This is a genomic window from Neptuniibacter marinus (genome assembly GCF_001597725.1).
GTDB classification, from domain to species: Bacteria; Pseudomonadota; Gammaproteobacteria; order Pseudomonadales; family Balneatricaceae; genus Neptuniibacter; species Neptuniibacter marinus.
Map to the genome: position 1 here is coordinate 78,854 of NZ_LUTR01000002.1, position 12,895 is coordinate 91,748.

General features: G+C 44.0%; 12 protein-coding genes. 3 read left to right on the forward strand and 9 right to left on the reverse strand.

Going from position 1 to position 12,895, the window contains the following annotated elements:
• Positions 1-15: 15 nt before the first annotated feature.
• From A3774_RS02265 to glyA, 4 genes are all read right to left on the reverse strand, one after another.
• A complete protein-coding gene (locus tag A3774_RS02265) occupies positions 16-681 on the reverse strand; it encodes a riboflavin synthase (protein ID WP_067862618.1) in 666 nt (221 codons plus the stop codon).
• Complete coding sequence (gene ribD, locus A3774_RS02270) at positions 682-1,782, reverse strand: bifunctional diaminohydroxyphosphoribosylaminopyrimidine deaminase/5-amino-6-(5-phosphoribosylamino)uracil reductase RibD (RefSeq protein ID WP_067863296.1); 1,101 nt, start codon at positions 1,780-1,782, stop codon at positions 682-684. It abuts the gene before it with no gap.
• 45 nt (positions 1,783-1,827) lie between these two features.
• Positions 1,828-2,298 carry a transcriptional regulator NrdR gene (gene nrdR, locus A3774_RS02275; protein ID WP_067862620.1) on the reverse strand — a complete coding sequence of 157 codons (471 nt, stop codon included), beginning with the start codon at positions 2,296-2,298 and terminating at the stop codon, positions 1,828-1,830.
• A gap of 199 nt (positions 2,299-2,497) precedes the next feature.
• Positions 2,498-3,754, reverse strand: a complete 1,257-nt coding sequence (glyA, locus tag A3774_RS02280; RefSeq protein ID WP_067862623.1) for a serine hydroxymethyltransferase — start codon at positions 3,752-3,754, stop codon at positions 2,498-2,500.
• A gap of 322 nt (positions 3,755-4,076) precedes the next feature.
• Here glyA and ettA point away from each other — a divergent pair, with 322 nt between their 5' ends.
• Complete coding sequence (gene ettA / locus A3774_RS02285) at positions 4,077-5,744, forward strand: energy-dependent translational throttle protein EttA (protein WP_067862625.1); 1,668 nt, start codon at positions 4,077-4,079, stop codon at positions 5,742-5,744.
• Between the two features lie 80 nt (positions 5,745-5,824).
• Here ettA and A3774_RS02290 read toward each other — a convergent pair whose 3' ends face one another.
• Positions 5,825-6,919, reverse strand: a complete 1,095-nt coding sequence (locus A3774_RS02290) for a GGDEF domain-containing protein (RefSeq protein WP_067862626.1) — start codon at positions 6,917-6,919, stop codon at positions 5,825-5,827.
• Between the two features lie 212 nt (positions 6,920-7,131).
• On the opposite strand from A3774_RS02290, the gene A3774_RS02295 reads away from it, so the two are divergent.
• Positions 7,132-7,512, forward strand: coding sequence for a PilZ domain-containing protein (locus A3774_RS02295; protein ID WP_067862628.1), 381 nt, complete (start codon positions 7,132-7,134; stop codon positions 7,510-7,512).
• Here the strand turns inward: A3774_RS02295 and radA are convergent.
• Positions 7,509-8,888: a DNA repair protein RadA gene (gene radA, locus A3774_RS02300; RefSeq protein ID WP_067862630.1), complete on the reverse strand. Its 1,380-nt coding sequence runs from the start codon at positions 8,886-8,888 to the stop codon at positions 7,509-7,511. The two genes, A3774_RS02295 and radA, sit on opposite strands and share 4 nt — an antisense overlap.
• A 173-nt stretch (positions 8,889-9,061) precedes the next feature.
• On the opposite strand from radA, the gene A3774_RS02305 reads away from it, so the two are divergent.
• On the forward strand, positions 9,062-10,339 hold the full coding sequence (locus A3774_RS02305; protein ID WP_067862632.1) for an O-acetylhomoserine aminocarboxypropyltransferase/cysteine synthase family protein: 1,278 nt from the start codon (positions 9,062-9,064) through the stop codon (positions 10,337-10,339).
• Between the two features lie 95 nt (positions 10,340-10,434).
• Here the strand turns inward: A3774_RS02305 and can are convergent, their stop codons facing one another.
• From can to hemE, 3 genes are all read right to left on the reverse strand, one after another.
• Positions 10,435-11,163, reverse strand: coding sequence for a carbonate dehydratase (can, locus tag A3774_RS02310; protein ID WP_067862634.1), 729 nt, complete (start codon positions 11,161-11,163; stop codon positions 10,435-10,437).
• A gap of 62 nt (positions 11,164-11,225) precedes the next feature.
• Positions 11,226-11,693, reverse strand: a complete 468-nt coding sequence (locus A3774_RS02315; protein ID WP_067862636.1) for an SHOCT domain-containing protein — start codon at positions 11,691-11,693, stop codon at positions 11,226-11,228.
• A 65-nt stretch (positions 11,694-11,758) separates the two neighbouring features.
• A complete protein-coding gene (hemE, locus tag A3774_RS02320) occupies positions 11,759-12,823 on the reverse strand; it encodes a uroporphyrinogen decarboxylase (RefSeq protein WP_067862638.1) in 1,065 nt (354 codons plus the stop codon).
• Between the last annotated feature and the right edge of the window lie 72 nt (positions 12,824-12,895).

Consider the following 12,895-nt stretch of genomic DNA (forward strand, 5'->3'; position numbering starts at 1 on the left):
AAATTTATACCATCGTTAGCGGTTAAAGCCGCAAGCCATCAACGTTTCCATTGTTAAACCTTGATCACTTTGTTCATTATTAATATCTTGAGTATGACCCAATAGACGCTCTAAATAGCGAGCAATAATATCCACTTCTAAATGGATCAAACGCCCGGGCACATACTCCATCATAATTGTTTCTTGCGCTGTATGAGGCACAATATTCAACTCAAAGCACTCACCGTCAATAGCATTCAGCGTCAAGCTAATACCATCAACCGTCACTGATCCTTTAGCTGCTAAATAACGCTGTAAGTTTTTCGGCGCTTTAACACTAAAACGTATAGAGCGTGCATCTTCTTGCCGAGAGACAATCTCACCTAAACCATCTACATGCCCAGTGACAATATGCCCACCTAAGCGACTGGTCGGCATCAATGCTTTTTCAAGATTAACACGTTCACCTATACTCAATGTATGAAAACGAGTATGAGCTAATGTCTCACGCGAGACATCCGCAATAAAGCCATCACCCGGTAATTCAACAGCGGTCAAACAGACCCCGTTAGTTGCAATACTGTCACCTAGCTTAACATCGCCAAGATCTAAATTTCCGGTACGCACATACAGACGCATATCGCCTGACTGCTCCTCGATTGAGGCAATGGAACCCACTGCTTCAATTATTCCGGTAAACATCTACTGTTCTCCATACACTGGTGTTAATACCAGCTTTAGATCGCTACCCATCATCCGACTATCGATCTGCTTTAATTGGATCTGCTCAGCCATTTTCGTCAACGGCAAACTGAAGGTTGGTCTGGCATCACTGCCAAGTAGTTTCATCGCTATATAAAGATGTAATTCATCCACTAGACCTTGTGCCATAAAAGCACCGGCCAACATTGCCCCCGTCTCAACGAGAAGGTCATTACATTGTTCATTTTTTACCAGCCACTCAAGCAATGCATTCAATGAGACTCGATCTTGTTCGTCAGGTAAAAGCACTATTTCAGCGCCTTCACTTTCTAATGCTCGATGTAATCCTTGATCGGTAGAACAGGTCGCTATTAGCGTACGCCCAGGCTGTTTTAGAATTTTAGCTGTTGTTGGGGTACGTAAAGATGAATCTAACACAACCCTTAGTGGCTGTTGCTTTATGATCTCCGCCGCGTCAGGTAAACCTAACTGCTCTTCACGTACCGTTAGAGCCGAATCATCATGGATAATCGATTCCACACCGGTAACAATAACTGAACTTTGCGCTCGTAATTTTTGTACATCTCGACGCGCAGCCGGCCCTGTTATCCATTGAGATTCCCCAGAGGACATAGCGGTACGACCATCAAGGCTTGAAGCCAACTTTACCCTAACAAACGGTTTGCCTGTCTCCATACGCTTGATAAAACCTGGGTTCAGCGCTCGGGCTTCAGCTTCAAGCAAACCCGATGAGGCTTGGATTCCAGCCTTGTACAGCATCTCTATACCTCGACCAGCTACTTGGGGGTTTGGGTCAACCATCGCGGATACAACACGAACAACCCCAGCCTTAATTAAACCCTCTGCACAAGGAGGCGTTCTACCGTAATGACTACAAGGCTCAAGCGTAACATAAGCCGTAGCGCCCTTAGCATCATTACCCGCTTGAGCAAGGGCATTCACTTCAGCATGTCCCTCACCGGCTCTAAAATGAAAGCCCTCACCGACAATCACATCATTTTTAACTAAAACACAGCCTACCCGTGGGTTGGGGTGGGTGGTATATAAGCCTTTACGCGCTAATTGAATGGCCCGTGCCATATACTCACGATCAGCAATAGACCACTGTGGATCGATAAGAGACACTTAATTTCCACCCTCTTTATGCTGTTCAGATAAGCGTTCAATCTCTTCTTTAAACTCATTTATATCTTGAAAGCTTCGATAGACTGAAGCAAAGCGAACATAAGCAACTTCGTCTAATTTACGGAGCTCCGACATCACCTCTTCGCCCACCTGCCTAGAGGGCAACTCCCGCTCACCCGTCGCTCTTAAACACTGCTTAATACGACTTATTGATGCTTCAACTTCTTCAATAGATACAGGACGTTTTTCTAGCGCACGATGAATACCTGCACGTAACTTTTCATCATCGAAAGGTTGACGAGATCCATCGGCTTTAATTAAACGAGGCATAAGAAGCTCGGCAGCTTCATAGGTAGTAAAACGTTCAGTACAATTTACACATTCACGGCGACGACGTACCTGCTGGCCTTCTGCCACCAGCCGGGAGTCGACTACTTTGGTTTCAGTGGCATTACAAAATGGACAATGCATCAACCTTTCCTGCGTAAAGAGCGAGGGATATCAGCGCTGAATTAATCAACTAACATCCCGAATATTGGGGTATTTTTCTGTTCTTACATATAGAAAATAAAGAGAACAAAAAGGGCTGTCTAAAGAACTTGCAAGCAAGTTCGGGACAGCCCCGCGATTGTACATTTTTCCGGCTATAAGTTATAGCCGGTTATAGAGATTACTTATATACAGGGTAGCGTGCACAGATCTCTTTAACTTGAGATTTAACCCGTGTAATAACCTCTTCATTGTTGATATCGTCAAGAATATCGCAGATCCAGTTTGTAAGATCTGTAACTTCAGCTTCTTTAAAGCCGCGACGAGTAACAGCAGGTGTACCTATACGTAAGCCAGAAGTCACAAAAGGTGAACGTGGATCATTAGGCACTGAGTTTTTGTTAACAGTGATATTGGCACGACCTAACGCCGCATCAGCATCTTTACCAGTAAACTCTTTATCGATCAGATCAACAAGGAAAAGATGATCATCTGTTCCTTCAGAAACGATTTTAATGCCGCGTTTCATAAATGCACCAGCCATCGCCTGTGCATTCTTAACCACTTGAGCTTGATACTCTTTCCACTCAGGCTCCATCGCTTCTTTAAAGCAAACCGCTTTACCCGCGATAACGTGCATCAGAGGACCACCCTGAGACTCAGGGAAGACAGCGAAGTTTAGCTTTTTCTGCAACTCCTCATCCGCACGCGCGGATAAGATCAAACCACCACGAGGACCACCTAAGGTTTTATGCGTTGTTGTTGTAACAACATCAGCGATACCTATAGGAGAAGGATAAACACCCGCAGCGACTAAACCGGCAACATGGGCCATATCAACAAACAGAGACGCACCCACTTTATCCGCGATATCACGAAAACGCTGCCAATCAACTACACGTGAATAAGCAGAGAAGCCCGCAACAATCATTGTTGGCTTATGCTCAAGCGCTAGACGCTCAACGTCATCGTAGTCGATTTCACCTGTTTCTGGGTTCAAACCGTACTGAACCGCATTATAGATACGACCAGAGAAAGAAACGGCTGCACCGTGAGTCAAGTGACCACCGTGCGCTAAGCTCATACCTAAAACGGTATCACCTGGCTTACAAAGCGCCATATAAACAGCCGCATTTGCCTGCGAACCTGAATGAGGCTGAACATTGGCATATGTCGCACCAAACAATTCTTTAGCACGATCAATCGCCAACTGCTCTACAACATCGACATGTTCACAGCCGCCATAGTAACGCTTGTTGGGATAACCTTCTGCGTACTTATTGGTCAGCGCAGAACCCTGAGCCTCCATTACGCGTGGGCTAGTATAGTTTTCTGACGCAATCAGTTCGATGTGCTCTTCCTGACGTACAGTTTCAGCCTGCATTGCAGACCATAGGTCCGCGTCAAAATCAGCGATTGTCATATCTTTGCTAAACATTGTATTTTCTGTCCCCTCAATACAATATGGGCTCTGTTCAACTGAAAACAGCAACGGTTAAACCGCTGATCAATTAGCAGCAACGAACAACTTAAGAATTGGGAAAGGCGGTATTATAACGAAACATTTGCGGGGTTACACTTGAAACAGACTCAAAAACTCTTCAATTGTACTCAACATGCAAACTTCTAGGATTTTTCCTCTTTAAAGAGGAAAAATAATCTCTACTTTTATCGATTGATTTACTCAGGCGATAGCCTTCTACCTGCTATTTCCGTTAAAATTACTGCATTAATTTCTGACAAAACAGACAGGTTACTGCATGGCTCAGTTCGTTTATTCAATGAACCGCGTAGGCAAAGTTGTACCGCCAAAACGCGAAATTCTGAAAGATATCTCCCTCTCTTTTTTTCCTGGCGCTAAAATCGGCGTATTAGGGCTTAACGGCTCAGGTAAATCTACTCTTTTAAAAATTATGGCAGGGCTTGATACTGAAATTATTGGTGAAGCCCATCCAATGCCAGGTCTAAACATCGGCTACCTTCCTCAAGAACCTGAATTAGACGATACGAAAACAGTTCGTGAAGTTATCGAAGAGTCAGTCGCTGATGTAAAAGAAGCACTTGATGGCTTAGAGGCAGTCTATGCTGCTTATGCTGAACCGGATGCAGACTTCGATGAACTCGCCAAAAAACAGGCACAATTTGAAGACCTTATTCAAGCCAAAGATGGTCACAACCTAGACACCGCACTTGAACGTGCTGCCGATGCGATGCGCCTTCCCCCTTGGGATGCTGAAGTTAAAAACCTATCCGGTGGTGAACGTCGCCGTGTTGCTTTATGCCGTTTATTGTTAGATAAGCCTGACATGCTACTACTAGACGAGCCTACCAACCATCTGGATGCTGAGTCTGTTGCATGGATTGAACGCTTCCTGCAAGAATACCCAGGCACGGTTGTTGCGATCACCCATGACCGCTACTTCCTTGATAACGCTGCAGGCTGGATATTGGAGCTTGACCGTGGACGCGGGATTCCTTATGAGGGCAACTACTCCTCTTGGCTAGAACAAAAAGAGCAACGCCTCGCGCAAGAAGCCAAACAGGAAGCTGCCCATCAAAAAGCCGTTTCTTCTGAGTTAGAGTGGGTTCGTCAAGGGCAAAAAGGGCGTCAATCTAAATCAAAAGCACGCTTAAAACAGTTTGAAGAGATGAACTCAAAAGAGTTCCAAACGCGCAATGAAACCCAAGAGATCTACATTCCACCTGGACCACGTCTTGGTGATAAGGTTATCGATGCCGTTAATATCTCTAAAGCTTATGGTGACAAAGTGCTGTTTGAAAACCTTAGCTTCTCCATTCCTCAAGGCGCTATTGTCGGCATCATTGGTGGTAACGGCGCAGGTAAATCAACACTCTTTAAAATGATCAGCGGCGAAGAGAAACCAGATTCCGGTGAGATTGAAATTGGTTCAACCGTCGAACTCGCTTACGTTAACCAATCCCGTGACCTTAATGGTGATAAGACCGTTTTTGAAGAACTTTCTGATGGCCAAGATATTATTACTGTAGGTAATTACCAAACACCATCACGCGCTTATTGCGGTCGCTTTAACTTTAAAGGTGGCGATCAGCAGAAATTTGTCAAGGATCTATCCGGTGGTGAGCGTAACCGCTTACATATGGCGAAACTACTTAAAGAGGGCGGCAACGTTCTTCTTCTTGATGAGCCGACCAACGATTTAGATATAGAGACACTACGTGCCTTGGAGGAAGCTATACTTGCCTTCCCTGGCTGTGCGGTTGTTATCTCCCATGACCGTTGGTTCCTAGACCGTATCTGTACACATATGCTGGCCTACGAAGGCGACTCTAAGGTTGAGTTCTTTGAGGGCAACTACACTGAATATCAGGACGATTACAAACGTCGTTATGGTAAAGAGCATCAGCCTGAGCGTATCAAATACAAACGTATGGTCGATCTAGGTTAAACGATTACGACTAACAAAAAACCGAGGCAGTGCCTCGGTTTTTTTATAACGACAGAATAAATACGAGATTATGAAAAACCTCAAACAGCCACATAAAGCTGATCTCTTCCCGCATTTTTTGCTGCATAAAGCCCATCATCTGAACGTTTCAACAGGGACTCTATATCATCACTGCTATTCAGCTCAGCAATGCCTATACTCGCAGTAAAACCAATTTTATCACCATTTGGCGCAGTCACTTTTTCAGTATGACAAGCTAAGCGAATAACCTCCGCCACCTCTTTAGCTTCTATAACATTCATCCTTGGCAGCACCATCAAAAACTCTTCCCCCCCATACCGACATACCAGATCTATACGTTTACGGGCGTGTTTTCGCATGACTTTAGCAAAAGACTTTAAGACAAGATCACCCGCTGCATGACCATAACTATCATTTAAGTTTTTAAACTTATCTAAATCGAACAACAATACGCTTAATGCTTGCCCCCGCTCGCGAGCCTGAAGTATATCAAGTGATAACTGATCCATTGCTTGACGACGATTAGACAACCCAGTCAAAGGATCTCGCGTCGCCTGTCGATATAAACCTAGTAACATATTCAACTGATTAACCGCAGCCCAACCAGCAATCAAACCAAGAACAGCTAACAGCCATAAACTATTGATCGCCTCAACATCCCCTACCGTTCCTCTTAACAGCTGCGTGACAAATTCAATTAAAAGCACGCCCAAGGAAAAACATAAAGCTTCACTAATGGCGAGCGGGAAAATAGCCATCATCGTAATAATCATAAAAGGGAAAAAATGATACCCAGCCACATTAGAATCATAGCCTTGTATCAACAGAAGTGTACTAGAGGCTGTTTGGAATCCTGACAACAATATCACCAGAATCACCAAACGCAGCTGCGCGAATTTCAAACTGTAGCGTTTAAAACTCCACAACGAGAGAAACAAACAGCCTAATGCTCCGACAACACGCGCAAGCGCTATGGAGTCCAGCATATCTTCAGGCAATAGAAAATAATCAACTAAAAACCACGCAGGCTGAATAAGGGCTAATAGAAAAGCAATTATTCGTATCCGGCGAAACAAATAATAGCTACGCGTTTGATTAAAATATCGCGAATGACGACTGCCGCTAGACACATCCAACAAAGTTTCTAAAAACATAATAACCCTTACTCATTAAAGGTTTTTGTTGCGAAGCTTAAGGACAAGCATGCAGAACAACCATGATATAGCTCAGTTTATAGGCAATTATTCAAAAACCCAGCACATCAAACATCGTGAGAAACAACGATCCGTCAAACACAGCTATTTATTTTATATGCACGTCTATACTAAGATAACATCATCATAGGGACCATAGGGAAACCAATATTGTGACTACACCTAATACTGAGCGCCGCCGTTTTACTCGCATTGATTTTGATGCAAGAACGGAACTACAGCAAGGTGATCATATCTACGAGGTAACCCTAATTGATATATCGTTTAACGGTATATTAATAAAAAGCGCTCGCCCCCTTAACTTATCTTTAGGCGATGAAGCGTTCGCTACCATCCATATACAAGGGGATAGCCTGAGTATACGCACCCCTGTGAGCCTGACCCACAAACACGAAGATGAGTATGGTTTTTTAATAGAAAACTTAGATCTAGATTCACTGACTTTACTACGCCGGTTAGTCGAGCTAAATCTAGGTGAGCCCTCTTTACTAGAGCGGGAACTCGACCACCTTTTTACTACAGAAACAGATTAAAGCGCCTCAAGCGCTTCGGTCAACTTAGTAACAGGAACAATCTCCATTCCAGCTAAAGCCTCTTTAGGTACATTGCCTTTAGGCACAATCGCCCGTTTAAAACCATGTTTTGCCGCTTCTCTTATTCGCTCCTGCCCGTTAGGTACAGGTCGTATTTCCCCAGATAAGCCTACTTCCCCAAATACCATTAAATCATGAGGTAAAGCCTGATCCTTAAAGCTAGATACAACTGCAAGCAATAACGCCAGATCTGCACTTGTTTCCAATACCTTTACCCCGCCGACAACGTTTACAAATACGTCTTGATCACCCGTCATCAAGCCACCATGACGATGTAATACCGCCAACAACATCGCCATTCGGTTTTGCTCCAAACCCACAGCAACCCGTCGTGGGTTATTCATATGGGATTGGTCAACCAGTGCTTGAATCTCAACAAGCAAAGGCCGTGTTCCTTCCCAAACGACCATAACCACACTACCAGGGCTAGGACCCTCTTCGCGGCTTAAGAAAATTGAGCTTGGATTTTTAACCTCTTTAAGACCCGTTTCCAACATGGCAAACACACCCAGTTCATTCACCGCCCCAAAACGGTTTTTATGCGAACGAAGTGTCCGGAAACGAGAATCAGCTGAACCTTCCAGTTGCAACGAGCAATCAATCATATGCTCCAAGACTTTAGGGCCTGCCAATGAACCATCCTTAGTAACATGTCCAACCAAAAACAGTACGGTACCTGTCTGCTTTGCAAAACGAGTTAAGTAAGCCGCAGACTCTCTTACCTGCGATACGGAGCCTGGCGCAGATTGCACATCTGCCATATGCATTACCTGTATAGAATCAATTACCATCACTTTTGGCTTGAGTGTTTGCGCCACATCACAGATAGTTTCCACACTGGTTTCCGAGAGCATTTTTAACTGCCCCGTCGGTAAATTTAAACGGCTCGCACGCATAGCAACCTGCTGCAATGACTCCTCACCTGTTACATATAGGGCTGGCATCTGCTCAGCCAGATAACACATGGTTTGCAACAATAAAGTACTTTTACCTGCTCCCGGATGACCGCCCATTAGCACCGCAGAACCAGGCACTAAACCACCGCCTAACACACGATCCAATTCACCCGCTCCAGATGAAAAACGCGGCATCTCCTCCAAAGCGACCTCAGAAAGGTTAACGACACTCTGCTGCTTTGCCCCACCAGCATAACCATCAAAGCGAACATTACGTGTTTCATTTGCATTTGATTTTGCAGTCGACAACCGGACTTCCGTCAAAGTATTCCACGCATGGCACTCCGTACATTGGCCTTGCCACTTTGTGTAATCCGCTCCACAGTCATTACAGACGTAAGCCGTTTTCTGACGTGCCATTAGGCCTCTCCAAATTGCTGTAAATTTTTTAGAATTTTACCCAACCTAAATCCTATAACCTACTGATCTTTACGTTGATCTTGATAAATACCGAAAACAGCCTTCATTTATTCAATAGATGCACTACAATCAGTTGCCTAACAATAATGCAGGCCTGCCCTTAGGAGATAAACATGAAATTGGAAACTGTAGCGATACATGGCGGATATGAAATAGACCCAACCACTAAATCTGCCGCGGTTCCTATTTACCAAACCACATCTTATGCCTTTGATGATGCTCAACACGGCGCAGACCTCTTTGACTTAAAAGTACCCGGTAATATATACACCCGCATTACGAATCCCACCAACGATATATTAGAAAAGCGTGTTGCAGAAATGGAAGGCGGCGTTGCCGCGCTTGCCGTTGCATCTGGTATGGCGGCTATTACATACACCATACAAACACTTGCAGAAACCGGCGATAACTTCATCTCTACCAGCGAACTCTACGGTGGTACATACAACCTATTTGCTCATACTTTGCCCCGCCAAGGCATTGAATGCCGCTTTGTAAATAAAGACGATGCAGCGGCTATCGAAGCGCAAATAGATGAGCGAACTAAAGGTATTTACTGTGAATCCGTCGGCAACCCATCTGGTGGCATCGCCGATATTGAAACGTTAGCAGAGATCGCCCATCGTAACGGCATCCCACTTATCGTTGACAATACAGTGCCTAGCCCTGCCATGTGGCGCCCGATCGAACACGGCGCAGACATTATTGTACAAGCAGCAACCAAATATATTGGTGGACATGGTAACTCAATCGGTGGCGTCATCATCGATTCTGGTAACTTCTCTTGGGCTGATAACGCTGAACGCTTCCCTTTATTAAACACGCCTGATATTTCCTACCACGGCGTGGTATATACTGAAGCCTTTGGTCCTGCTGCATTTATTGGACGCTGCCGCGTGGTACCGCTTCGCAATATGGGAGCCGCACTTAGTCCCATGAATGCTTTCTTATTACTACAAGGACTAGAAACACTTAGTCTACGCATGGAACGCGTAAATGAAAACACACGTAAAGTCGCTAACTTTTTAGAAAACCACGATGCGGTTGGCTGGGTTAAATACGCGGGGCTCGAAAGCCACAAAGACTATGCACTCGCTCAAAAGTACATGAACGGCCAAGCCTCTGGCATTCTAAGCTTTGGCGTAAAAGCAGGCAGAGAAGGCACACGTAAATTCTATGACGCACTGCAAATTTTCTTACGTTTAGTAAACATCGGCGACTGCAAATCACTCGCTTCGATTCCTGCTGAAACGACCCATCGTCAGTTGAATGATGAAGAGTTAGCATCTGCGGGTGTCTCGCCAGAAATGATTCGCTTATCTATAGGTATAGAGCATATTGATGACCTCATTGCCGATCTAGATCAGGCATTAGCAGCGATCAACAACTAAAGCCTGAGCATTAAACTCAGAGCATTGAATTCAGAACAAAAAACGGTTGGTAGCGAAAGCTCCAACCGTTTTTTATAGGCAGACCAAAAACACACTTAATTAAATAACGCGCGTAATTTGTTCCACAATGAGCGTGCATTTTGGTTGTCTTTATCAGAAGCTTGAGCCAGCTCCTTTAGTTTTTCAATTTTTCTGATGGCTAAACCATATTGTTCATCAACTTCATCGAGAGACGATGCGTTAAATTCAAGGTCGTTAACAAGACCATCATTAAGACCATAGATCCAGCCGTGAACAGTGAGCTCCTGCTCATTAGTCCAAGCTTTCTGAACTATAGTGGTTTCGCAGACGTTGCTTGCTTGCTCAATCACATTCAACTCACACAAACGGTCTAACTGCTGATGAGAGTGATCCCAAACAGATAAAAGTTCACGATGCTTTTTATATACATCGCGAATATGCCTCAACCAGTTATCGATTAAACCGTGTGGTTCAGTCTCGATTGCAGCTTTAACCCCTCCACAACCATAATGACCAACAACCATAATATGCTTAACTTTGAGAACTTCGACCGCATACTGAATAACAGACATACAATTCATATCAGTATGAATGACTAAATTCGAAACATTACGATGCACAAAAAGCTCACCAGGCAACATATCCACAATTTCATTAGCGGGAACACGGCTATCAGAACACCCAATCCATAAATACTCTGGAGCCTGCTGCTGTGCTAACGTCTCAAAAAAAAGAGGATCTTCCTTGTTAATCTTATCCGCCCATTGGCGGTTACTTTCTAGTAATTCAGTTAGCCGTTTCATATTAGTTTCTGATAACAAAAAGCGAGCTTGTAGCCCGCTTCTTTTGGTTAAAGATATACTCTTTAAGTCCTAGATAAAGCCTTTTTTCTAGACTGGTTATACTCTTCTTCTGTAATCAAATCTTTTTCACGCAAACTTTTTAGTTCTTGTAACCTTAATTCAAGACTCTTTTCAGCTTCGACTAACTGATCCTCACTGCACGTTTTTTCTTGACGCAAACTATCAATACGCATTAAACGAGTATTAGCAGCATTGATTGCTGAATTATAGTTATTACTCTTTGCAATCAAGTTAAATGGAAACCATAAAAGCCCATCCAACATATCTTTGCCTGTAACATCATCCTTATCCTGATTCACGGCATTAATAATCGCCTGAACTCGCACCTGCTCTGCCGTCAGCTGCTCACAATTCATGACTTCATCCGAAGCGCTATACGCAGAAACAACTTCATGATCTGCGCTACCAGCACATCCTCCAAGCGTTAAAACAGAGCCTAAAACAGCAATAGACACACTACGTTTAATCATAAACATCTTCCTTGATAAGAAATTAATAAAAAAATAGAGAAGCACCTTAGCTCCTCACAAAAAAATCATGCGTGATACTTAGCACTTAACTCATGCACCGCATCAACAAACGCTTTAGGCTGTTTCGGATCAACAAACTGGTGAATACCATGGCCAAGGTTAAATACATGCCCAGATCCATTACCATACTGGCCTAAAATAAATTCAACCTCTTGCTCGATACGGCTTGCCGGTGCATATAAGACACTTGGATCCATATTTCCTTGCAGCGCAACTTTATCGCCCACTCGAGCGCGTGCATTGCCAATATCTGTCGTCCAATCCAAACCTAAGGCATCCGCACCGGTTTCCGCCATTACTTCAAGCCACTGCCCACCATTTTTAGTAAACAGAATAACCGGCACTTTGCGTCCATCATGCTCACGAATCAAACCATCAACGATCTGCTTCATGTACTTTAACGAAAACTCTTGGTAGCAAGGACCACTTAATGCGCCACCCCAAGTATCAAATATCTGTACGGCTTGCGCACCAGAACGAATCTGCTCATTCAAGTATGTAGTGACAGATTGAGCTAACTTATCCAAAAGAGTATGCATAACTTCAGGTGTTGCATACATCATCTGTTTAACGTGGCGAAAATCTTTACTAGAACCACCTTCAACCATGTATGTGGCTAAGGTCCATGGGCTGCCAGAAAAACCGATAAGAGGAACACGCCCATTTAATTCGCGACGAATCTCTTTCACTGCATTCATCACATAATCAAGGTCTGTTGCAGCATCAGGTACCGGTAGGTCTGCAACATCTTTCTCTGTACGAACAATTTTCTTAAACCGTGGACCTTCACCTACTTCAAAGTAAAGTCCCAATCCCATTGCGTCTGGGATCGTTAAAATGTCAGAGAATAGAATTGCGGCATCAAGATCATAACGCTCTAATGGCTGAATAGTTACTTCACAAGCAAGCTCTTTATTTTTGCAAAGGCTTAAGAAATCACCTGCTTTAGCACGCGTTTCTCTATATTCTGGAAGGTAACGTCCCGCCTGACGCATCATCCATACGGGTGTTGCATCTACAGGTTCATTAAGAAGAGCACGTAAAAAACGATCATTTTTGAGTTCAGCCATTTGTGTCAGCCACTTATATCTTGTAAATTCGAATTGGCCGATATTCTAACGATTTCTGACAGGAATTACCTG

What these genes read in the sequence shown, in the direction of transcription:
- A3774_RS02290 (WP_067862626.1), bottom strand. Translation starts at nt 6,919, where the DNA reads ATGTTTTTAGAAACTTTGTTGGATGTGTCTAGCGGCAGTCGTCATTCG.
- nrdR (WP_067862620.1), bottom strand. Translation starts at nt 2,298, where the DNA reads ATGCATTGTCCATTTTGTAATGCCACTGAAACCAAAGTAGTCGACTCC.
- A3774_RS02315 (WP_067862636.1), bottom strand. Translation starts at nt 11,693, where the DNA reads ATGATTAAACGTAGTGTGTCTATTGCTGTTTTAGGCTCTGTTTTAACG.
- ribD (WP_067863296.1), bottom strand. Translation starts at nt 1,782, where the DNA reads ATGGCACGGGCCATTCAATTAGCGCGTAAAGGCTTATATACCACCCAC.
- glyA (WP_067862623.1), bottom strand. Translation starts at nt 3,754, where the DNA reads ATGTTTAGCAAAGATATGACAATCGCTGATTTTGACGCGGACCTATGG.
- ettA (WP_067862625.1), top strand. Translation starts at nt 4,077, where the DNA reads ATGGCTCAGTTCGTTTATTCAATGAACCGCGTAGGCAAAGTTGTACCG.
- hemE (WP_067862638.1), bottom strand. Translation starts at nt 12,823, where the DNA reads ATGGCTGAACTCAAAAATGATCGTTTTTTACGTGCTCTTCTTAATGAA.
- A3774_RS02265 (WP_067862618.1), bottom strand. Translation starts at nt 681, where the DNA reads ATGTTTACCGGAATAATTGAAGCAGTGGGTTCCATTGCCTCAATCGAG.
- can (WP_067862634.1), bottom strand. Translation starts at nt 11,163, where the DNA reads ATGAAACGGCTAACTGAATTACTAGAAAGTAACCGCCAATGGGCGGAT.
- A3774_RS02305 (WP_067862632.1), top strand. Translation starts at nt 9,062, where the DNA reads ATGAAATTGGAAACTGTAGCGATACATGGCGGATATGAAATAGACCCA.
- radA (WP_067862630.1), bottom strand. Translation starts at nt 8,888, where the DNA reads ATGGCACGTCAGAAAACGGCTTACGTCTGTAATGACTGTGGAGCGGAT.